The 22,272-nt window shown below is 39.3% G+C and carries 16 protein-coding genes; 6 read left to right on the forward strand and 10 right to left on the reverse strand.

Annotation, left to right across the window (positions count from 1 at the left end; genetic code table 11):
* The first annotated feature begins 148 nt into the window (after positions 1-148).
* On the forward strand, positions 149-1,684 hold the full coding sequence (locus tag Q0791_RS01275) for an MFS transporter (protein ID WP_299002022.1): 1,536 nt from the start codon (positions 149-151) through the stop codon (positions 1,682-1,684).
* A gap of 28 nt (positions 1,685-1,712) precedes the next feature.
* On the opposite strand, the gene Q0791_RS01280 is transcribed toward Q0791_RS01275, so the two are convergent.
* Both Q0791_RS01280 and Q0791_RS01285 read right to left on the reverse strand, forming a co-directional pair.
* A complete protein-coding gene (locus Q0791_RS01280) occupies positions 1,713-2,441 on the reverse strand; it encodes a 16S rRNA pseudouridine(516) synthase (RefSeq protein WP_299002023.1) in 729 nt (242 codons plus the stop codon).
* Between the two features lie 15 nt (positions 2,442-2,456).
* Positions 2,457-3,074, reverse strand: a complete 618-nt coding sequence (locus Q0791_RS01285; RefSeq protein WP_299002108.1) for a metalloregulator ArsR/SmtB family transcription factor — start codon at positions 3,072-3,074, stop codon at positions 2,457-2,459.
* A gap of 154 nt (positions 3,075-3,228) precedes the next feature.
* Here Q0791_RS01285 and Q0791_RS01290 point away from each other — a divergent pair, with 154 nt between their 5' ends.
* Both Q0791_RS01290 and Q0791_RS01295 read left to right on the forward strand, forming a co-directional pair.
* Positions 3,229-3,837, forward strand: a complete 609-nt coding sequence (locus tag Q0791_RS01290; RefSeq protein WP_299002024.1) for an NAD(P)H-dependent oxidoreductase — start codon at positions 3,229-3,231, stop codon at positions 3,835-3,837.
* Between the two features lie 53 nt (positions 3,838-3,890).
* Complete coding sequence (locus tag Q0791_RS01295) at positions 3,891-4,310, forward strand: VOC family protein (protein WP_299002026.1); 420 nt, start codon at positions 3,891-3,893, stop codon at positions 4,308-4,310.
* Between the two features lie 226 nt (positions 4,311-4,536).
* Here Q0791_RS01295 and dhbA read toward each other — a convergent pair whose 3' ends face one another.
* The 8 genes from dhbA to Q0791_RS01335 form a co-directional block, all read right to left on the reverse strand.
* Complete coding sequence (dhbA, locus tag Q0791_RS01300) at positions 4,537-5,307, reverse strand: 2,3-dihydro-2,3-dihydroxybenzoate dehydrogenase (RefSeq protein ID WP_299002027.1); 771 nt, start codon at positions 5,305-5,307, stop codon at positions 4,537-4,539.
* A gap of 14 nt (positions 5,308-5,321) precedes the next feature.
* Entirely contained in the window at positions 5,322-6,197 is an 876-nt protein-coding gene (locus tag Q0791_RS01305) for an isochorismatase family protein (RefSeq protein ID WP_299002029.1), read from the reverse strand.
* Between the two features lie 7 nt (positions 6,198-6,204).
* The gene (locus tag Q0791_RS01310) at positions 6,205-7,920 is read right to left on the reverse strand and encodes an AMP-binding protein (RefSeq protein ID WP_299002031.1); all 1,716 of its coding nucleotides are present in this window, start codon (positions 7,918-7,920) and stop codon (positions 6,205-6,207) included.
* On the reverse strand, positions 7,917-9,125 hold the full coding sequence (locus Q0791_RS01315) for an isochorismate synthase MenF (RefSeq protein WP_299002032.1): 1,209 nt from the start codon (positions 9,123-9,125) through the stop codon (positions 7,917-7,919). Before Q0791_RS01315 ends, Q0791_RS01310 begins: the two co-directional genes overlap by 4 nt.
* A 683-nt stretch (positions 9,126-9,808) precedes the next feature.
* On the reverse strand, positions 9,809-11,485 hold the full coding sequence (locus Q0791_RS01320; RefSeq protein ID WP_299002033.1) for a PepSY domain-containing protein: 1,677 nt from the start codon (positions 11,483-11,485) through the stop codon (positions 9,809-9,811).
* Between the two features lie 25 nt (positions 11,486-11,510).
* Positions 11,511-11,795, reverse strand: a complete 285-nt coding sequence (locus tag Q0791_RS01325; RefSeq protein WP_299002035.1) for a hypothetical protein — start codon at positions 11,793-11,795, stop codon at positions 11,511-11,513.
* Between the two features lies 1 nt (position 11,796).
* Positions 11,797-12,063, reverse strand: a complete 267-nt coding sequence (locus Q0791_RS01330; protein WP_299002037.1) for a hypothetical protein — start codon at positions 12,061-12,063, stop codon at positions 11,797-11,799.
* A 14-nt stretch (positions 12,064-12,077) separates the two neighbouring features.
* Positions 12,078-12,785 (reverse strand): TonB-dependent receptor, encoded by a 708-nt coding sequence (locus Q0791_RS01335; protein WP_299002039.1) that lies wholly within the window; start codon positions 12,783-12,785, stop codon positions 12,078-12,080.
* Positions 12,786-12,961: 176 nt separating this feature from the next.
* On the opposite strand from Q0791_RS01335, the gene fes reads away from it, so the two are divergent.
* The 3 genes from fes to Q0791_RS01350 all read left to right on the forward strand — a co-directional run bounded on the left by fes (position 12,962) and on the right by Q0791_RS01350 (position 22,001).
* Positions 12,962-14,338 (forward strand): enterochelin esterase, encoded by a 1,377-nt coding sequence (gene fes, locus Q0791_RS01340; RefSeq protein WP_299002041.1) that lies wholly within the window; start codon positions 12,962-12,964, stop codon positions 14,336-14,338.
* Between the two features lie 9 nt (positions 14,339-14,347).
* Positions 14,348-14,524, forward strand: a complete 177-nt coding sequence (locus Q0791_RS01345) for an MbtH family protein (RefSeq protein WP_299002043.1) — start codon at positions 14,348-14,350, stop codon at positions 14,522-14,524.
* Between the two features lie 61 nt (positions 14,525-14,585).
* Positions 14,586-22,001, forward strand: a complete 7,416-nt coding sequence (locus Q0791_RS01350) for a non-ribosomal peptide synthetase (RefSeq protein ID WP_299002045.1) — start codon at positions 14,586-14,588, stop codon at positions 21,999-22,001.
* Positions 22,002-22,272 lie beyond the last annotated feature (271 nt).

Consider the following 22,272-nt stretch of genomic DNA (forward strand, 5'->3'; position numbering starts at 1 on the left):
TTTGGTGTTTTCTGTCAAAATCAGATAAAGTAACCAACTTAAAACAAAAAAAACACATCATCACTCAAACGTTAACACTTATTCAATCACAGCCTGTTATCAGGCCGAAAGAGTGAACCCGTTTTGAGATAATTTGGGGTAAGACAGCATGAGTCAAAGTATTTCCCACTCAGGTAATGATCTGCGTGAAGTAAAACAACTGGGCATGTGGGCGTCCATTGCCAGTTTAAGCTATATATTTTGGATGGTCGGCGGCATGGAGCTCATTGAGCGTATCGCATATTACGGCGTGAAAGCCAGTGCCGGCCTGTATGCCCAATCACCCAGCTCTGCAGGCGGTCTTGGGATCAGTTTAAGTGATTATGGTGTGATCATATCAATCTGGGCCTTAATGCAAACCTTTATCCCTGTTTTCACGGGTGGCATATCCGATAGAGTCGGCTATAAAGAAACCATTTTTATCTCTACTTTGGTAAAAATTGCAGGGTATTTGGTCATGGCCTTTTTCCCCAGTTTTTGGGGGTTTTTAATCGGTGCCATGTTACTTGCAGGGGGAACCGGCATTTTTAAGCCCGGCATTCAGGGCACTCTTGTTCTCTCCACGAACCGAAATAACTCCTCCATGGCTTGGGGAATTTTTTACCAAGTAGTGAACATAGGTGGCTTTTTAGGCCCCTTAGTGGCCGTGCACATGCGCCAATTGTCATGGGAAAATGTCTTTTTTGCTTGTGCGGCCATCATTTCATGTAACCTTTTATTATTACTGGCTTATAAAGAACCTGGTAAGGCCGAGCGACTCGCCCGCAACGCCAAAATTAAATCTGGCGAAATCAAGCAAGAAGTACTCTGGAAAGATGCATTGCATGAGCTCAAAAAACCTGTGGTGATTTACTACATGTTAGTATTTGCTGGTTTTTGGTTTATGTTTAATGCCTTATTTGATGTGCTTCCCATTCACATTGCTGAATGGGTGGATACCAGTGTGATTGTCACTAGCTTGTTTGGCGAAGCGGGCACCAGTAATGGCATGCTTCAGTTTTGGTTAGGCCTGAATAATGCTGGTACCAAAGTGATGCCCGAGGGCATGCTCAATCTCAATGCTGGCATGATCATGACCAGCTGTTTTCTCATTGCTGCCTTAACGGCGAAGTATCGTATCACCAGCGCCATGTTAATGGGCTGTTTATTCAGTATTCTCGCCTTTGTCTTTATTGGTGCGACCAATGCTGCGTGGATGATAGTACTCGCCATCGCTTTATTTTCCATTGGCGAAATGATGATAAGCCCAAAGAAAAACGAATTCATGGGCAATATTGCACCAGAAGGTAAAAAAGCCATGTACTTAGGCTTTGTCATGTTACCCCAAGGTATTGGCTGGGGATTAGAAGGTTATTTTGGCCCTAAACTGTACGAGCATTTTGCCTCAAAAGAGCGTTTTTCAAGGGAGCTGTTAGCCGAGCGAGGAATGAGTGAAAGTGCCATTACCGCCATTCCACAAGGTGAAGCCTTTGATACCTTAGTGGCCTATACAGGTGAAAGCGCTAAGCAATTAACTCAGTTACTTTATCATACTCATGATATCGGTATGGCTTGGTACATCATCGGCGCTATTGGAGCCATTTCCGCCGTTGGGATCTTCTTATACGGTCAATGGTTGTATCGTTTACAAAAACAACAAGCCTAATTCAAAATCAGTCTAAAGCTAGCGCTCCTTATTCCGGGAGCGCAATTTCTGTGTTTGTCAGGCTTCGATAATACCCCGTAGGTAAGTCGCTATCTAAAACGATTTTTCCAACGGATATTCTGTGTAATGCAACCACAGGATTGCGAAAGCGACCAAACATCCGCTTAATTTGATGATAGCGTCCTTCCATTAACGTCACTATCGCCACATATTCACTGAGGATCTCAAGCTTTACGGGTAAAGTAGTAATATCTTCATAGGCAAAATACATACCCGCGGCAAACGCATCGATATAATCTGACGTTAAAGGATTTTGTAGTGTCACTCGATAGACTTTTTCAACTTTATTTTTGGGTGACATCAAGGCGCTAGACCAACGACCATCATTAGTTAACAATAATAAGCCTGAGGTGTTGAGATCTAATCGCCCCACAATATGAAGATCGGTAATATTTATATTATTTGTGATTAACTCAGAAGCCGTTAAACAATCAATCACAGTCCTATGTTGCCTATCCCGTGTTGCACTCACCACGCCAACGGGCTTATGTAACATGATATAGCTCGGCAAATTCTGTTGCAGGGCGCATCCATCCACACAAATATGAGAAAATTCATCAATGGGTAAATCCCTCGCGGTAACCACTTGACCGTCGACCCAAACCCGCTTTTTAGCCAACATAACCTGAACTTGTTTGATGCTAATTTGTAGCATTTTACCAAGAAACCTGTCTAAGCGACCCCGTTTTGATTGCATAATAACCTCGCCTTCCTAAAGAGGCACAATCTTATAAGCACAGCGCCTCGCGCCTTCAATAATATGTTCTTCTCGGCTCACGATAGCACAAGCTTCAAATAAGCGTTGAAAAAGCTGTAATTCAGAACGACAAAAGTTTAAACATTGGCTCGCCGCAGCACATATAGGGCAATGGTTTTCTAACAACCATAAAATATCCCCTTCTTGTTCAATGCTAGCCATATAGCCTTCATCAGTCCTCAACTGTTTAAGCACCTGTAATTTTTCAATCAATTCTGTTTTACCACTCATGGCGTTCAGGTACAAATCCAAGGACGTAGATTCTCTATGCTCAATCAATTGATTAAGCCCCTGATCACCAAAAACGGTTTTAACCGAATCAATTAATTGCACCGTCAACTCACTGTGACGATCGGTAAAGTGGCTATTGCTTTGGCTCGTCAATGACCAAAAACGTGTCGGCCGCCCTCTTGCCGCTTTTTTGTCTTCGAAAATCACATCACCACTGTCTTCTAACCCCTGTAAATGCTGACGCACTCCCATGGTCGTTAATGCTAAGGCTTCTGCTAATACTTTTGCTGTTAACGGTCCTTGGGTTTTTAACATTTGTATTATTTTCTCACTGGTTTTCACTTCCCCCTCCTTTATCACTTTGTCCATCAACAGCCCTTATTAAAAAGATCCCGCTATTATTACTGATCTGCCAATTAAGTAAACTTTTTTCTTTACTTTATTATATAAAGCATTTACTTTATATAATAGAAACCCATTAAAGGAATAACGAAAAATGAAATTACTCATTGTCAGTAGCAGCCAAAGGGAAGGCTCACAAAGTGCCAAAGTTGCGCAATACTTATATGATAATAATAAAGACTTCAATGAAGTTAATCACTTAGAACTGTGCCGTTATGCACTCCCTTTTTGGAATGGCGATAGCCATACAAAGTCACAAGATAGCAGTACTTGGCCTTTCATTAGCCAGCAAGTTAAACAAGCCGATGCTCTGATTTTAATTACACCAGAATGGGGCGGTATGGCATCACCACTGCTGAAAAACTTTCTCCTCATGTGTGACAACCAAGATACTGCACATAAGCCGGCTTTATTAATGTCGGTAGTGAGTGGAATAAGTGGTGCCTACCCTATTGCAGAGCTGCGCATGAACGCATTAAAAAACAACAAACTGGTGGCCACACCTGATCACTTAATCATTCGCAACGTCACTGAGGTGTTAAATACTCAGGCAATCGCAAGCGAAAGAGATAAATCAATAAAAGAAAGAATCGATTACAGTACGCATATGCTACACCAATATGCCAAAGCGCTGTTCTCAATTAGGCAACAACACAGCGCGACACCTTATCCTAAACAGCAAGAATATGCCTACGGTATGTGAGACACATTTAACCAACTATATCAATTAGTAAAATAGATTTTAAGGAGAAAATCATGATCCAACTTGAACACATTAATCTTGTCGTTAAAGACATTTCAAGATCACTGCACTTTTATCAAGCCATTTTTCCACATTGGCGTATACGTGGCGGTGATAAAGGCAGTTGGTATGGTAAACCAAGGAATTGGGTCCACTTTGGCGATGATTATCAATATTTAAGCCTCAATGATAGTGGTGAAGGTGAAAACCGTGACCTCAGTGGACATCAAGTAGGCCTTGCTCACTTTGCATTTGTCACTCACGATTTACAAGGGATCATCAATCGGTTAAAAGCCATTGGTTATGATGTCGATAAAGAAGGGGCTGACAGCCGTCATAGAGAAAACGTTTATTACATAGATCCCGATGGCTATGAAGTGGAATTTGTGCAATATAAAAGTGATGTGCCTAGTGAACGAAACTTATATGACTAATACATCACTAGCCGTATCCATCTTCGTTGAGCCTAAAGCCAACTAACACAGTATCTTTGCTAATTGAGCCCCCCTAGGATGAATACCTGTACCATTAGAGAATGGCGATCACCCAGAAAGGACAATAATACCCATTCAAATATATAAGTGATCACCTGAAATGAGAACAGGTGATCGGCACCCATGGGAATATATAAGAATATTACATGGATGTATGGTGATGAGATCACTTACCTAACGTGGCTCCGCCATCAATCACAATGTCTTGCAATGTTATATGACTAGCTTGTGAGGAGCTTAAGAAAACCACTGTGTTGGCGATATCTTCTGGGGAGGCTAATTTTCCTAATGGAATACCTGGTTTAAATTGTTCAGGAAATCCTTCAATGGTTTTTTCTTCCCCGTTTTTATCTTGCCAAAGAGACCATTGCATAGGGGTTTGTGTTGAGCCAGGAGAAACAATATTGCAACGAATGCCGTACTTCGCCAATTCGAGTCCAGCAACTAAAGACAGGTTAGTCAGTGCTGATTTAGAGGCACTGTATGCCGCCATAGACATACGAGGCATATGATTAGCATTTGAAGAGACACTGATTATTGCCCCACCTTGGTTTGCTTTCATTAAAGGGATAACTTGGCGCATAAGGTGAAAAGCACCTGAAACATTAACATTAAATGACGACATCCATTGTTCGGTTGTCAGCTCCATGATGCTGCCCATATGCAGTATGCCTGCAATATTAATTAACGCATCTACAGTGCCATGCTCTTCAATAACTTGCTTACATGTATTTATTACGTCATTTTCATTACTAATATCTAAAACAACTTGAGTAATATTGTTGTCGGATCCCGTAAAATTTAGGTCAAAGCCAATGACATTGGCACCTAACTGTTGAAATTTTTTAGCCGTAGCAGCTCCAATACCTTGGTTGGCACCTGTTACCCAAATGGTTTTATTTGCCCATTCTTCCTCATTATTTAATGTCGAGTTCATTCTAATCACTCTATTTATAATGCATTAGCTTGTGACACTGTGTGCCAAAAACCATTGATAGTCGGTGCCTTTGCTAGTTCAACAAATGTTACATTGAGACCTTGTTTTTGCCATAAAGAAAGTAAAGTCATGACTGCTACCGAATCTAAGCCAAAATCCATTAAATTATCATCATCATCCAGTTCATCGGCATCTTCAATTAACGGAAGGATCTGGGCCCTCATTTCGCTTTTTGATAACTTGTTAGCCTGATTTTTAGCATCAAGAGTGACAATATCGTCTACACAGACCACTCTGCCAGCATTGTTTGCAATGTAATTCAATGCAGTGAGGTGATCTTTTAATGTGAAATCAGCAATAGCATCAGCCACTAAAAAGGGCTTAATATCATGCATAAAAGCATCTACGGCTGTTTGCATTACACCTATATGGGCATAGATCCCACAAATAATCAGTTGATCCTTAGCTTGAGATGTCATTTGCTCTTTTAATGAAGAACGATAAAAAGCACTATATCGCCATTTTGTGAATACAATATCATCTTCATCTGGCGTTAATTCACTTATTATTGGCTTTTTTTCAGGGTGTTGGGGTAAACCTTTCCCCCACATATCGTTAAGTAGCGCTCGATCCTCATCGGATTGTTCCTGAGGCTGAGCGGTATAGTAAACGGGTATGCCTTGAGCCTTACAAAATGCTTTAAGTGCCGCAATATGACTTATAACTTGTTTAATCAAGTCATTATTTTCACCGTAAAAATCGACAAAATATTCTTGCATGTCATGAATAAGCAACGCAGCTCTACTCGGATCAAACTGCCAAGACACCTTATTTTTAGGGATGTCAACTGATGATGGCAATGTATAAGCGGCTAATGATTTGATAGACATAATAATCCTATTTACAAGTAAATTCTGGCGTGTTTTTTTTGTTCATGTTTGTGGTCAATGATCTACGCAAGTAGCGTTTGTCTGTTTTACCCACAGCCGTTTTCGGTAAATCATCCACAAAGACCACGTGATCGGGTATCTTATAGCTCGAAACACCTTGCTCTCTTAAATAACGACGAATATCTCGCGCTTTTATTTCAGTATTCTTTACAACAACAGCGCAACTCGATTCACCTAAAATGTCATCCGCTAATGCGACGAGTGCAATATCTGTTATAGCGGGTATATGAAGCAAGAGCTCTTCAATTTCCAGCGCATCAATTTTTTCACCACCCCGATTAATTTGGTCTTTGTTCCTCCCCATGACAATAAGATGCCCTGAAGGGGTGAGTTTGACTAAATCCCCCGTGCAATAAAAGCCATGGTGATCGAAGGCTAGTTTGTTGATAGCCGGAGACTTATAATACCCCCTAAATGTATAGGGTCCTCTTGTCCATAATTCGCCAACCTCGCCAATGGCTACCGGCAAGCCTGCTTCATTCAATACTTTTATCTCATCACAAGGAGACATTGGCTTACCTTGCGTATTGTTGATATGCCATTGACTATCAGAATAGAGAGTGTAATTGACTAAACCTTCTGCCATTCCAAAGACTTGTTGTAACTGGCAATTGAGAACATTGTTGACTTGTTCCGCAATGACACAACTCAGTTTCGCCCCCCCCACCTGTATGGTTTTAAGAGAACAGAGTAATGACTTCACTGTACAGTTTGTATCAACATTGTTACTTTGATTGGCTTCTTTAAGCCAAAGATGTAATGCAGGAGGGACTAATGCAGTAAATGTAACACCATGTTGCTTAATTAATGGAAAACATGTAGTAGGACTCGGATCTGAAGCCGTTACAACTGTTCCTCCCGCATAGAATACCCCTAGGGCACCCGGTGAACTAAGGGTAAAGTTGTGGGGTGCAGGTAATGCACATAAATAAACGGTATTATGTGAAAGCTCACAGATCAGGGCGCTTTGCCTAATACTGTAATAATAATCATTATGGGTTCTAGGAATAAGCTTAGGTGTGCCCGTACTGCCACCGGATAATTGAAAAAAAGCCACTTGTTCAGCAGCGGTTTCACAATTAACTATGTCGACACTGTCGCTATCGTTAAATGATAATTTGGAAGGATTATTGATCCAATACATAGGGGCTAATTCCTTGCTTCCCTCTATTGTACCGCCGACAATAAGAGTATTGTCTAAATTGATGCAATGTGGGCCAAGTTTTGTTAATAACTGAGCGGTCACATAGTCATTATTTACCAATGTATGTTGTGTAGACAAAATAACCAAGGCGGGTTTTATTTGTTTACTAAAGGCGATGAGTTCATGTGAACTGTGGCTAAATAATGCATTTACCGGTGTAATGCCACATTTTAATAAGGCAAAAAACACAATGTAAAATTCTGCGCTATTGGGCAGATGTACAAGAGCCGTTGCATCATCTGGAAGTTTTCGCGCTAATAAATGAGATGCAAGTTGATTACTTAACGAATCAATATCACGATAAGTAAAGGTTCTTCCCTGACAAATTAATGCAAGTTTATTCCCGTTATTCTGCAGTTGATTATGAATAATATGGGTTAGAGGTTCGTTGCTCCAATAACCCTTGTTAATATAATCAGTGGCGATGTCTTCAGGCCAGGGAGTAAATTGAATACTCATATTGTTGCTACCGATTGACGAGTCTGAATGGGCGTTGACGGAAACTGTAATCCAAGTGCTGTAAGCATGGTATTGAGCTTTGCTTCTGTTTCGTTAAATTCTGCAATGGGATCTGAACCTTTAACAATACCCGCTCCAGCATAAAGACGAATACTCTTTTGTTTTATGATCCCACATCGAATTGTAACGACCCATTCACCATTTCCTTCTGCATCCATCCAACCAACAGCCCCACAAAATTGTGCTCTGTCGTAACCTTCTAAGTGTTGAATCGTTACTTTGGCTAATGCTGACGGTGTACCACAAATAGCGGGGGTAGGATGTAAAGCATAGGCAAGATCTAAAGCCGATGTGCTTTTAGAGGCGAGTTTCCCTTCAATTTTAGTTGATAGATGTAGCATTGTTGAGGTTTCAATGATCGAAGGGGTATCAGGTGCATTCAATGTATTACAAAAAGGGCTGAGGTGGTTAGAGACGGCATCAGCAACCAATTTGTGTTCGTATCTATCTTTTTCACATTGCCATAACTCATCAGATATTTGTTGATTATCTGTTATTGAATTTGTCCGTTTTCTTGAGCCTGCCAGTGGGTTACTAATAACATGATCGTCTTGTTTACTCACTAATAATTCAGGACTAGCGCCAATCAAAGTTGTTCCATTAGATTGAGGAATTGAAAAAATAAACGCGCTGGGATTTTGTTGATATAAAGTGCTGGCCATGTCATTGGCATTCAGTCTAGTCGTCGTCTCTACATCAACGGCTCTAGATAATACCACTTTGTCTAAATGCGTATGTTCTGACAACAAAAGCGCTTTATTGACTGCAGCTTTAAAATGGTTTTCATCTGTTACTTGAGAGAGTGATGCACACTGAGCAGTCTTATTATGCCTGACATGATTTGTTACTAGTGTTTCAGAAAACGTGCTGGATTCTGGAATAATGAATTCTGTTTCTGCTGAGGTATCAAATGGAATGGCTCCAATGACGATAGGTTTTTTTTCTCCATCGGCTTTTAGTTTATTTAATTGTAATTTTATTGCTTCAATAAATTCATCTTGATTAAGACCTTTATTCGATATTCGACAAGCAATACCTGAGGCAACTAACGAGCGATATTGAGAAGTAAAAATAAACTGTGGATTTAGCTCTGTTTCAGTATCTTCAAATTGAAGATCGTTTTTGACGTTGCTAAAACGTTCCATTTGACGTTCCTTTTGTAAATTGAAGCCCCGTTTATTCACTATTTATTATGTAAAAAACAATAACGAATACTTGGCTAGCCGTAACTAATAAGTCGCTGAGCGTGCTCACAATGAAACGTTCAATCTTGATAAGTCAAAGTGAGTGGCGGGATGTTCGCATGTCAATGACACTCCTGTCAACGCTATTACGAATGACAATGATTATCATTCGTAATTGTGTTAAATTAATGTATACAATGACTCAATTGTGTTTCAAAATGTCCTTATCTGTCTCTTATTTATTTTTTCATTAACATCTAAGGACAAGCATATGAACTTGCCAGAAAAGCATGCTCTACACCAAATAACCTCTTAATCAGACTATAATTTTTAATCAATATAATATCTCTTGGTGGTTTTATGATGGTCGTTCCGTTAGGCCCAGACTTGACTAAAAGCATTGTGTTTAATCCCGCACGCATTGGTTACTTGATTGATGGAACAATGCTGGCTTCAGCAGTAATGACATAGCTACTGGCTGGTTATCTTGATAGATTCGATCGAAAATTAGGGCCTGTGGATTAGCAACCTCACTTCGTTTAGAGATTGAAGCTAAAATAAAAACAAAACGACACATAATGATGAGTCGTTTTTTATATTTAGAATCATTGTTAAATAATAAGGTTACGTTTTTAACAAGTTAATTATCCTGAAATGACTTTATCCTCGCTGTCATCCAACTTTACTTGGATCTTTTTGGAAGCTAATCTGACCTGATAACTCTGAAATGACCAAACACTATCGGGTGCGCCATTTAATGCACGAAACTTGGCTTTTTGTGCTAATAGTAACATGATGACCCCCGCTATCAGAGCTGTCATATCCACACCTAATGTTGCCATTGATTGTGATGACCATATGGGGAAGATATCAAACCAAGCGATCACAGAGGTGACAGGAATAGCAAAAGCAGCAATGGCCGTTAGATAAAGTAATTCTATCGCTGAACGCGCTGCACCACGCCAAAATGCCCAACACACTAAACTGATAAAAATACTGTAATACAAGGGGTAATAATAGTGATTAATGTTGGAAACATGAAGATATAACCATTTTCCAATCACCATAGTGAATAACACCGCAGCTATTGAGCCTATGCATATACCGACGGTTGCGCTGGCAATGCTATAACAACTGGCTGACTGTGGTTGTGCTGGCCTGTCTTTTTTCAATTTAACTCGTCGTTTTTCTAGCCATAATAAGTTACCAGAATAAAATAGAAACGCGCCCCCAAGTCCGAGGAAAAAATACAACCAACGCACTAAATCTCCGCCATAGCTGCCAAAATGTAAGGCAAAAAAGGAGGCTACAATCCTATTCCAAATGCCTTCTGAACCCGGCTGCAATGTGCTGTTGAGTAATATGCCACTATATGGATTAAAAAAGAGGTAATCGGTTATCGGGCCACGCATAATATGCTCTGGATTGTAAACACCTAACCGCACAGAAGGCCACTGACCTTGTAAGTTAGAAAATACCATATTGGTAACAGTAAACTCTGGCGCAATTGCTTTTGCTTTTTCAAGTAACTCTTCAACTGTTAATAAGTTATCAATAGTAGCCGGGGCCGATAGTGTGGACTCTGGGCGAGTAAAAAGGGGCTTATCATCGTATACTATTGCTTGTAATCCTCCATAAAGGACATCATGAAAAGCAAACACTACAACAGTCACACTGATCACAATATGAAAAGGTAAGCTGGTTAATCCAAGAATATTATGTGAATCCAGCCAGAAACGACTGGTTGATTTCCCTTTTCTCAAGGCTAAAAATGTTTTCGTTAAGGTAGGCAATAAGAATATAATGCCTGATACTAGCGCAATAAAATACAATACAGCAGCAACACCTAGCACTAACACTCCCACCTGCTCATGCCCTGCCATTCCAGGTATTCCAGCCGTGCGGTGTAACATATCAATTAATTCTGCTAGTGCTGATGGGGTCACTTGCTGTGTCACTAATTTATCTTGTTCATTCAGTGTCGCATGCCATTGTGTGGTATTTAAAGACAGCTCCCTATCTTGAGGTTTGTCGTACCAGATCAGTGGGGATTGATTGAGCTCTTTAGCATTTAAAAAGAGCGTGAAACCTTGTTGAGAGGTCGGCATATTATGTAAAACAGTATCAACTAATTGCTGTGTTTTATCTTGTGAGATAGGCGCTAGGACTTGATTTGGCGGGGCTATCCAGCGATCAATAGCAGATTTGAACATGGTTAATGAACCTGCATAAAACCCAATAAACAAAACTAACCCAGTGATTATCCCTGTCCAAATATGTATTGATTGATAAATACGAAGAATGTCGCTACGTACTTTCATTATTTTTCCTCAACCTAAATGGTATTTAGTGTTTTACCCAACTGAGTATTAGCCATGCAATGATATTACAAGCTAACAACCAAAAAAATGCTGATTTTCCAGATTGAAATAAATAGACAAAGCTTAAGACTAACAACCAAATAGGGGAAATAATCCACATGTTAAACTGTACCTTAGCTGGTGCATCTATGCCCCCATAGCCAGCCCAGGCAAAAATGCCGCTCAACAATATTGCTAATGTAAATCCCAATATGGCTCCAGATAGACTCTTGCTCCACCAATCGGCTTGTATTTTTGTTTTTTCTTGCATGTTATTCTTGATTCCCCTTAGGTTTTATTAACGTTAAAAACGGTAAAATGCCAAAAATAACCATCAAAAGCACAAACCAGACAAATAAAGCAGCCCCTGTTGAATAAACAGACAAAAAACCACATAAAGAAATAAACAATGTAATAAAACCAAGAATACGCCATGGTTTTTTTGCTAGCGATTTTCGTCGCCAATTTTGATGTTTCTGTGTAAGATACAGCAGACAACAAGCTGTAATAAATATAAGTATAAATACCATCTTAATCATAATGTTGACTTAACCTAAAGTGAGCTATAAAAATAAGAAGATGTAAAGCTTTCTCCATTCCAAGCTTCAACTGTGATCAGCTCTTTAACTGTGTTGTTGAACAAGGTTAATGAAATTGACCAATCTTCTTTGTTGACTGGCACCAACACGTCATTATTAACACTTATTTCTTCTTTTAAATCAGGATTACCTGAAATCTGGCAGACACCACTGCAGCTAACGGAGCTAAACGATCTTGAGGGTTCAAATAATATCGGTACGCTAAAAGCTGTACCAAAAGTAACGTCATGGAAATTAAAAGGCAAAAATACGGTGGCTCTAGCGATCGTCAACGTTTCTTTTATATCTCTGCTTAATGGTGCTTGAAGAGAATAACGTGAATTATAATCATATAAATCAGCTGCAGAGGAATTAAATAGTGTCTTTGTTCCACCCCAATCACATTCTGCCTCATGTGTCAGACCCAAAGTTAGTCGGTCAATTGACTGCTCGCGTGTTGCTTCACCATAATTCGTTAATGAGACGTCATCTTCATCTTTTAAAAATGACATAGAAACAGGGGCAGTTGTTGCATTTTGCCTATAAAAAGTTGCAGATATATATTCAATTTGTTGCACTTCATTAGCTAATGCATTAAATGATTCAATACCACAGCTCACTGCTACAAGTGCCGAAATTGCATTATAGACACATTTTCGACTGTGACCTTGTAGAAATTTCATGAGAATCCCTTTCTTATTATATAGATAAATATTTATAACAAATACCTTAAATGATAACAATAATGATTCTTATTTACAATCTATTAGGATTCTATTATATTGAGCTGGATCAATAATTCGCTATTGATTTTTCAAGTTAAAAAATTAAACAGCAATGATATTGGCTAGGAGATAATTTGTTACTAACAGGCAATGTAGGCCATGCTGATTGGTGGTCAAAGGTCAAACAGATGGGAACACCACTCGTTCAATACATGGACGACACTTGTGAAGTGACCTTTATTTGGCGTGATCCCCAGGGTAATGAATTTTACTCTTCAGTGTGCACAGTGTATATCGAAATCAATTGTCTTACTGATCACCATCAAGATAACCCCCAGCAATTAACAAGGATCTCTGGAACGGATGTGTGGTTTTGGAAAACAATCATCCCCTCAGACTGGCACGGTACTTATTTTTTTATTCCTGTCGATTCTGACAATTTAGCGCCGATTCATTATTTAAAAAGCTCAACCAGTGGTGAAGTTGATATCACGAGCAATCACAGAAAAGCACATAGTCAATGGTGGCGATCCATTTTACATTTAGCCATTTCAGATCCATTGAATCAATCTAGCCCTATATATTGTATTTGGGGACAATCTCGTTCCTTATTATATTTACCTAATGCTAAACGCCAACCTATTTGGCAAGCATGGGATAAATCAGAAAATTATCAATGCAATTTACCCAATAAATCCATTGAAACGTTACAACAATTCACTTGGCAAAGCACATTACTGCAAAATAGTCGTTCAGTGTGGTTATTAGAAACTCAAAAGGCTAGTGACTCCTGTGTAGACAAACCTTTTATTCTGATGTTAGACGGTGAAAACTGGGCGGAGTTAATGCCACTCTTTTCAGTCCTACAAAGGCTAACGGATGATGGATATTTAGCACCTGCAATTTATGCATTTGTTGGCAATGTTTCTCTACAGCAGCGCCCTCAAGATTTAGGTTGTAATCCATTATTTTGGCAAGCCGTCAATGATGAGCTATTTGTCGATATTGAATGTAAAATTAACCGTGATATTGCCTCATGTCAACGTGGCGTTATTGGTCAAAGTTTAGGCGGATTGGCGGCAATGTTTGTTGGATTAAGCCGCCCTGGTATGTTCGATTATGTTTTATGTCAATCAGGTTCGTTCTGGTGGCCTACGCCAAGGTTAATGCATCAATGGATGAATAAAGAACTTAGCCCTAAAGAAAGAGAAAATGCTTGGTTAACAACACAAGTACAAAATAAGAATATAGCAAACCATAATATAAAATTAGTGATGCAAATAGGCAGTAAAGAAAAGCGTTTAAGTGCCCTGAATCATCATTTCTATCGTTCACTGATGAGTACTGGTCATCAAGTTACTATGACAGAATATTGTGGAGGTCATGACCAAGTTTGTTGGCGTGAAGGACTGATCACGAGTCTTATACAATGGTTAAAGTCAACAACTACATGTCTCGATAATTCCCCCTCTTACCTCACCAATCACGACATCGCCCATTGTGGCCGTTAAGGATAAATAATGCAAAGCGAGTACCTAAATCCATTTGATAACACGCAATATCAATTTTTCGTATTAATAAATGATAAGAAGCAGCAAAGTCTCTGGCCAAACTTTACCGATATTCCTCCTGGTTGGCAAATTGTATATGGTCCAGACGATCGTGAAAACTGTATCACCTTCTTAACTGATGCCTAATAGTTTACAGCTAACTTTTAACTAGATTTATTTTAACGTCATTAAATTGAAGGACTTTACTGTGCCAAATACTATTCTGATTTCTCCCTCGATAGCAGAATCATTTCCTATTGTAGGACCTCAGCTGGGGATCTGGTTGGCCGATCAGTTAGCAACAAAAAATAATACATTTGCGGTCGCTCAATACATTGAGTTTTTTGGTGATATCGACGTTGGCGTATTAAATAAAGCGATTAAGCTAGGGTTAATGGAAGCCGATACTGTCCATAGCGTGTATGAAAATATGCCTGATGGTGTAGTGCAAACTATTTTTCCGTTACCGACATTTGAGCAATTAGATGATATCAGTTTTATTGATTTATCTATGACCTCTGAAGCCGAAGAGCAAGCTATGTCTTTAATGCAACATGACATTGAGCAAGCACCAAGAGCGGATGTTGTAAACCATTCATACCATCATAAAATCATTCAGCTACCCACTAAAAATGGCAAAGACCGATGGTTCTGGTATCAACGTTACCATCATTTAATGTTGGATGGATTTAGCTTTACCGCGCTAACACAACGCATTACTGATATTTATTCAGCATTAATCGCAAAAAGTGAAATAGGTAAAAGCCCTTTTACATCTTATAAGTCTGTGATTAATGAGTATATTGCCTACGACACTTCGGCCAAAAAAGGCAAAGATCAACAATTTTGGCAAGACTATTGTAGTAAGATACCACCACAAGCTTCATTATCCTATCAAGCATCAACAAATGTAGATGGCTTAAATACTCAGGTTATTCGGCATAAATTTACCTTGCCTGTAGCAGTCTCAAAACAAATACAACAAGGTGCCTGTTTTTCTATTGCAGATATTGCCAGTGCTGCAATCTTGATATATTTATCCAAAATGACACACCAAGAAACAATATGCATTGGCTATCCATTAATGAGAAGGATGGGGTCTCAAGCATTAACAGCACTTGGTACGGCAGTGAATGTATTGCCATTAATAGTGACAGTATTACCTGAGTATAGCTTTAATAACATTGTTGATATCTTGATTAAAGAAGTCAAAAAAATACGCCGCCATCAAAAATATGAAGCTGAACAAATACAAAGGGATATAGGTCTTGCTGGTGGACAAAAACGTATGTACAGTGCCACATTAAACTGTAAATTATTTGATTATAGATTAGATTTAGCAGGTATCAGCGGACATACACATCAACTAGCAACGGGCCCGATAGAGGATATCGAGTTTGGGGTTTATGTACATCAAGGGGCATTATCTATTGAATTTGCTGCTAATGCATCACGATATACGCAAAAAGAATTACAGTTACATGGTCAACGTTTAATCCATATATTGTCTCAATATGGACTTGATATCGAAAAGAAGGTCGACAGAACTATTGCAGCATTATCGATAGTTACACCTGCTGAAACGAATCATCTTACCCAATGGTCGATGGGAAAAAAAATAAGTTTAGATCAATACGGAAATTCAATTGTAACGCTTTTGTCTAAACACATTAGCAGACATGACAGCCATACAGCAATTGTCTTTGGTGATCAACAAATAAGCTTTAATCAACTTGCTAAGAGAGTGAATCAGCTAAGTCGTTTACTATTGTCAAATCATGTTAAACATGGTGATTTAGTTGCAGTTGCGTTACCTCGAAGTACAGAATCAATTATCTCAATATTTGCAATTATGAGCATAGGCGCTGTCTATTTACCTTTAGATTTAAGTCACCCAGCTGAACGCTTAGCCATGATGTGTGAAGATAAAGTTCCCTGTTTAATCTTGACAACCAAAGCACAACAAACATTATTACCGAGCAATATTGAAGCATTACGCCTTGATGATAAATCAACCTTGGAATTACTAACTGCTTGTTATAATTCACCATTACCTGCAGATGTAAGCGTTGTAAATAAACAAGATCTGGCCTATGTGTTTTATACATCAGGTTCAACCGGTCGCCCTAAAGGAGTCATGGTTTCACATGGTGCATTAATTAATTTAGTTGCTGCGTTAGAAGATAAAGTTTATTCCTGCATTCCTTCTACCCAAGGTTCACAGAAGACACACCAAAGTCATAACCACAAGATAAATAATCCATTGCACGTTGCATTAACCGGCTCACTTTCTTTTGATACTTCATGGGATCCTATCTTACTGATGACATTGGGGCATACATTGTATTTGTATGAGGATGATATAAAGAAAGATGTATTCGCCCTATTAGATTTAATTGATAGAGACAAAATTGATACCTTAGCAGTTGCACCTTCATTAGCCACTCAACTTGTTCAAGCAGGATTATGCGAAGCTGATCATCAACCGCAATTAATGACAATTTGTGGGGAACCTGTTCCTCCTTCTTTATGGCAAGCATTACAATATTCATCCATATCAGCGCATAATATTTATGGACCCACAGAGTTTACTGTTTATGCCACAAGTCAAGAAATCAGTCCACAAAGCCCGAATGTACTGATTGGACGTCCCTTTGCAAATACTAGGGTCTATGTGCTTGATGAAAATTTAGCACCTGTACCCGTTGGCGTTAATGGTGAATTATATTTAGCCGGTGAGAACATGTCTGCAGGTTATCTCAATAGACCCGAAATAACGGCAACACGCTTTGTTGCTGATCCGTTTACTAACGGTGATGTAATGTATGTTACAGGTGACATAGTACGATGGTCAATGGAGGGAGAATTAATTTTTGTAGGACGATGTGACAACCAAGTTAAAGTAAGAGGATTCCGTATTGAATTAGGTGATGTTGAATCAGCATTATCGTTTCTTGAAGATACTAAAGAAGTGGCTGTTATTGTCGAGAAAACCGAAAACGGTAATCGATTGCTTGCGTACTGCACTGTGGTAAGTGACACTTCGATGTATGAGCAGATGGCTGAATCCATTCAAGAACAACTTAGTCAAGTATTACCTCATTACATGGTGCCTGCTGCCGTAACGATTTTACCTGAAATGCCATTAACAGTAAGTGGTAAAATTAATAAGAAAGCATTACCTAAACCCTTTATTGCAAGCCAGACTAGTATTTTGCCTTCAACGAAAAAAGAAATCATGATATGTGATGAAATTTCGACAATACTAGCTCTCGATAGCGTTGGTCTTGAAGATGATTTTTTCAAAATGGCAGGTGATAGCATTAGTGCAATGAGATTAAGCATTATGCTACGTAAAAAAGGTTTCGAACTGAAACCTCAGGATATTTTCACAGATAGAACGCCAGCTAAAATGGCCATGTCTATGACTGAATTATTACTTCCCAACAACCATCTCCAACAAGCGAACGAAATCAGTACCAATGCGGCAATAACAATGCCATCAGATCTTCACCAGGCTCAATTAGCAATGCCAGCCATCCTGCCTGCATTCATGCCCACTCCAGATGAAGTAAATTTACTTGTTGAGCGTTATGGTGAGCAGTCCATCATCTTACCGACACTTCCATTGCAATCAGGTTTGCTGTTTCATGCTCAAGTCGCCGATGAAGAGAGTCAATATAGCTTTACGAGCAGACTGACACTCAAGGGAGAAATTAACCTTCCACAACTGCAAGAGGCGGTTGCACATATACTAGTAAAATATCCTCAATTAGCGGCTCAATTTGATATTGAATTAACGGGTAAGCCACTACAACTGATCCCGACAATGACGCTAGAACAAGCCCGTTGCTATTGCCCTATTTCCACAAAGGATTTTAGTGCAATAAGTGATGAGTCAAAACAACAAGCTTTGCTTTCTTTTACCATGGCTGAAGCTTATCGAAACTTTGGCTTAGGCTCAGATAACAATGTCAAAGCTGCCAATGAAGGTAGGTTGTTTTTTATCACCTTGATAAAAATGTATGATGAAGAGTATGAGCTTGTCATCACGGCTCATCATCTTATTATTGATGGTTGGTCAACACCTATTTTGTTGCGCGATTTATTTAATACCTATCAGGATATTGAAAGTCTGAGTTTAAACACAAATACATACCAAGATGTTGTCTACCAAATGGCAAATAGAGCCACTCAAGAGGCTAAAGCACAATGGAAATCAGCACTTGAAAATGTCTCTCCTACGATTCTTTACTCAAATACTAATCAAGAGTCATTTAAAGTGGCTGAATTACATGAGTCGTTAGGTACAGAGTTAACTGCAGCAGTGAATCAATTTTGTCAACAACATGGTGTAACGTTAAACACATTAATTCAAGGGGTGTGGGGCGCTCATTTAGGGGCTATGACTGGCCGTAATAATGTGGTTTTTGGAAGTCCAGTATCAGGCCGGTTCTCTGACATAAGTGGAGTCGATGAACAAGTAGGGCTATTTAGTAATACGCTACCCGTTAATATTAACTTTAATGCTGATGACACTTTTTTGGCACAGTTAATGAAGTTGCAAGCACAACAAATTACTCTAATGCCCTATGACTGTTTGGGTCTAGGAGAGATTCAACGGCTCATTGATGTGGATAACCTCTTTGATACCTTATTGGTTGTTGAAAATTATCCCGTACAAGAAACACTACTCACACAATCATTTAAAGGTGTGAGTATTGAGCATGTGGAAAACAAAGGTTATACCCATTATCCATTAACCATTTTGGTACTGCCTGGAAATGATATTCGCGTGTTATTTGAATATAGAGGCAAAGTGCACGAAGCTGAACGTTTAGCTAAGCGCTTTATTCAAATCATAAAACAAGTTGTTAGCGATCCATCCATAACCTTAGCGCAACTCTCGATGCAAACTGAAGCAGATATTAGCCTTATTAAGACGGCAAATAATACGGATATTGCATTACCCAATAATTCATTACGCGGCTTATTACGTAAACAAGCAGAAAAATCACCATTATCCATTGCATTAAAAGACCGTCACCAAACCCTGACTTATCAAGAAGTACGCAATCTAGTCGAGAAGGTCTCCTTGGGTCTATTGTCATGTAGAGCTAATTCCCCCCATAACAATAGAAGCGATAACAAACACGATGACACTATCCCAGCTGGCATTGTTGGTGTTGCCATTCCACGAAGTTGCGAACTGAGTATTGCATTGCAGTCTGTGATTGAAATTGGCGCGGCGTATTTACCTTTGGATAGTAGCTATCCGAATGAAAGATTAGCAATGATGTTATCTGATGCCAATATTGATACCTTAATAATCACCCAAGAGCAGTTTTCAAGATTCTCAGAAAAAGCGTTTAGTCAATTACCAATGAATGTCATTTCGATAGAGCAGTTAATGCAAACGACAACTATCAATAACTCATTTATTACTGAGCACAAATTGAGAGAAGTCGCGCCAAGTGATGCTGCCTATGTCATTTATACGTCGGGCTCAACAGGTCGCCCCAAAGGCGTCGTGGTATCGAACCAAGCAATTGTTAATCGTTTGTTGTGGATGCAAGACGAATATTGTTTATCGAGTAGTGATGTAGTGTTACAAAAGACGCCATCCAGTTTTGATGTATCAGTATGGGAATTTTTCTGGCCACTTATTCAAGGAGCATGCTTATATATGGCTCCACCAGAAGTGCATCGTGATCCTGAGGCATTATTAAATATTATCGTATCAGAACATATAACAACATTACATTTTGTGCCTTCTATGTTAGCTGCATTCTTAGATAATGTTAAAGATTCAGACTACTTACCTCAAATAAATTCGTCAATTAAAAACGTTTTTTGCAGTGGAGAAGCATTATCAATCGCCTTAACCGAACAGTTTCAATCCCTTTGCTTAGCCCCTTTACATAACCTTTATGGGCCAACTGAGGCTGCGGTTGATGTGACTTATTACGAAGCTAAAAAAGCAATAGGAAAAGATCTGCAAGGTGTGCCGATTGGCGCTCCAGTATGGAATACTCAATTACGGATCTTAGATCACCAACTTCGGGCCGTTGGGGTCGAGTGTGTAGGCGAACTTTATTTAACCGGCTGCCAGTTAGCAAGTGGTTACTTAAATAGACCTGAGCTAACAGCAGATCGCTTTGTTGCGGATCCCTTTGCACACGGACAGAGAATGTATCGAACGGGTGATATCGCTAAGTGGTTACCCGATGGAAACCTTCTATATTTAGGACGGACAGATGATCAGTTAAAAATTCGTGGATTACGCGTTGAAATCGGTGAAATTGAACAAGCTTTATTACAACTTAAACCCATAAAACACGCGGCAGTACATGCACGAGCATTATCCCATTCATTGCGAACAAATCAACTGGAAGATAATCGTCAACTCGTTGGTTATTATATAAAAGAAATAGGTCAACAAGATGAAGAGTATCAGATAAATCATGAGCAAATGCTCGCTGAATTGTCACTTTCATTGCCTGCCCATATGGTGCCTGTAGCATTAGTCGAAGTGTCCTCATTCCCCTTAAGTGCTAATGGAAAGTTAGATAAAAAATCATTACCTGATCCTAAATTAGAAACAGATCCATCAAATAGAGAACCATCAGCAGGAGCTGAAACCATTATTGCGCAAACCTTTAAAAGATTATTAAATGTAGAACATGTGTCTGCACAAGATAGCTTTTTCAATTTAGGAGGTCACTCTTTGATGGCAATGAAACTCGCTGCTGAGTTAAGGTCAAAATTGGAACTACCTGTTTCTGTCGGACAAATAATGGTATCGCCAACGGTTGAAGGATTAGCAGAAGTATTGGTTGATGAAACCTTACGTCACGATCCTGAAAAAGCGGGCTTTGGGCATATATTGCCTATTCGACAAGGGCAAGGCTTACCCTTGATATGTATTAATCCTGGTTCAGGATTTTCATGGCAATATACAGGGATCCCCAAATACCTCAACGGTGATTACCCTATCATAGGTTTACAATCACCACGACCAAATGGTGCTGTTGCTGTCAGTGTTGATATGAATGCTGCTATTGAACATTATTATGCGCTACTCAAACGGGTGCAGCCAGAGGGGCCCTATCGTTTCTTAGGTTACTCATTTGGAGGGACAGTTGCTATGGCATTAGCAGCAAAATTAGAAAGCCAAGCAGAGCAAGTATCCTTTGTTGGTTTACTTGATACTTACCCACCAGAAGGACAAGAATGGAAACGCCCTACTGAAGCCGAAGCCAAAGAAGAAGTAGAACGTGAAAAACGTCAGTTTCTAGCAGCTGTTGAGAATGACATTGCGGACGAGGTTGCGTTAACAGAACAAAATAAAATGTTTACTGATATTGTTGCAAATTATGATGATACTGTACGTTTGCTATCTAAAGCGTCAACGCAAGCTTATCAAGGCACCGTGCATCTTTTTGTTGCTGAAAAAACACTCCCTGAAGGTTGGAATGTTAAAAGATCATGGGCCCCCTTTGTTCAAGATCTCTTACAGTTTAGGTTACCCTTTTCCCATGACAATATTTTATCACCAGATTCATTAACGACTATAGGTCCTATGTTATGTAAGCTATTGATTGACGCTAAAGATAAGCAGTAAGCATTATCCCTTATACTAGGTCCGATTGTGACTCTTACAAGATTATACGAACAATGCTGTGAATAAATAGTAATGTTAATATGTTTTTGTTGAAGTCTACAATCAGACTTCAACAAATGCTGGCGGCCGCTGAAATTGGGTGATAATTTCTGCAACAGTGCAAACAGTGCAAGTTGTCTTTAGACAAAACAGTGCCTATGCTGTGTCGTTATACCCATTCCATTATATTGGTGATCTTTCAGCGGAAGCTAAACATACTTTAAGCAAGGTC

The organism is uncultured Shewanella sp., assembly GCF_947495455.1.
Classification (GTDB): Bacteria; Pseudomonadota; Gammaproteobacteria; order Enterobacterales; family Shewanellaceae; genus Shewanella.

What these genes read in the sequence shown, in the direction of transcription:
- Q0791_RS01275 (WP_299002022.1), top strand. Translation starts at nt 149, where the DNA reads ATGAGTCAAAGTATTTCCCACTCAGGTAATGATCTGCGTGAAGTAAAA.
- Q0791_RS01305 (WP_299002029.1), bottom strand. Translation starts at nt 6,197, where the DNA reads ATGTCTATCAAATCATTAGCCGCTTATACATTGCCATCATCAGTTGAC.
- Q0791_RS01325 (WP_299002035.1), bottom strand. Translation starts at nt 11,795, where the DNA reads ATGCAAGAAAAAACAAAAATACAAGCCGATTGGTGGAGCAAGAGTCTA.
- Q0791_RS01310 (WP_299002031.1), bottom strand. Translation starts at nt 7,920, where the DNA reads ATGAGTATTCAATTTACTCCCTGGCCTGAAGACATCGCCACTGATTAT.
- Q0791_RS01280 (WP_299002023.1), bottom strand. Translation starts at nt 2,441, where the DNA reads ATGCAATCAAAACGGGGTCGCTTAGACAGGTTTCTTGGTAAAATGCTA.
- Q0791_RS01290 (WP_299002024.1), top strand. Translation starts at nt 3,229, where the DNA reads ATGAAATTACTCATTGTCAGTAGCAGCCAAAGGGAAGGCTCACAAAGT.
- Q0791_RS01315 (WP_299002032.1), bottom strand. Translation starts at nt 9,125, where the DNA reads ATGGAACGTTTTAGCAACGTCAAAAACGATCTTCAATTTGAAGATACT.
- Q0791_RS01320 (WP_299002033.1), bottom strand. Translation starts at nt 11,485, where the DNA reads ATGAAAGTACGTAGCGACATTCTTCGTATTTATCAATCAATACATATT.
- Q0791_RS01335 (WP_299002039.1), bottom strand. Translation starts at nt 12,785, where the DNA reads ATGAAATTTCTACAAGGTCACAGTCGAAAATGTGTCTATAATGCAATT.
- Q0791_RS01295 (WP_299002026.1), top strand. Translation starts at nt 3,891, where the DNA reads ATGATCCAACTTGAACACATTAATCTTGTCGTTAAAGACATTTCAAGA.
- Q0791_RS01345 (WP_299002043.1), top strand. Translation starts at nt 14,348, where the DNA reads ATGCAAAGCGAGTACCTAAATCCATTTGATAACACGCAATATCAATTT.
- Q0791_RS01330 (WP_299002037.1), bottom strand. Translation starts at nt 12,063, where the DNA reads ATGATTAAGATGGTATTTATACTTATATTTATTACAGCTTGTTGTCTG.
- dhbA (WP_299002027.1), bottom strand. Translation starts at nt 5,307, where the DNA reads ATGAACTCGACATTAAATAATGAGGAAGAATGGGCAAATAAAACCATT.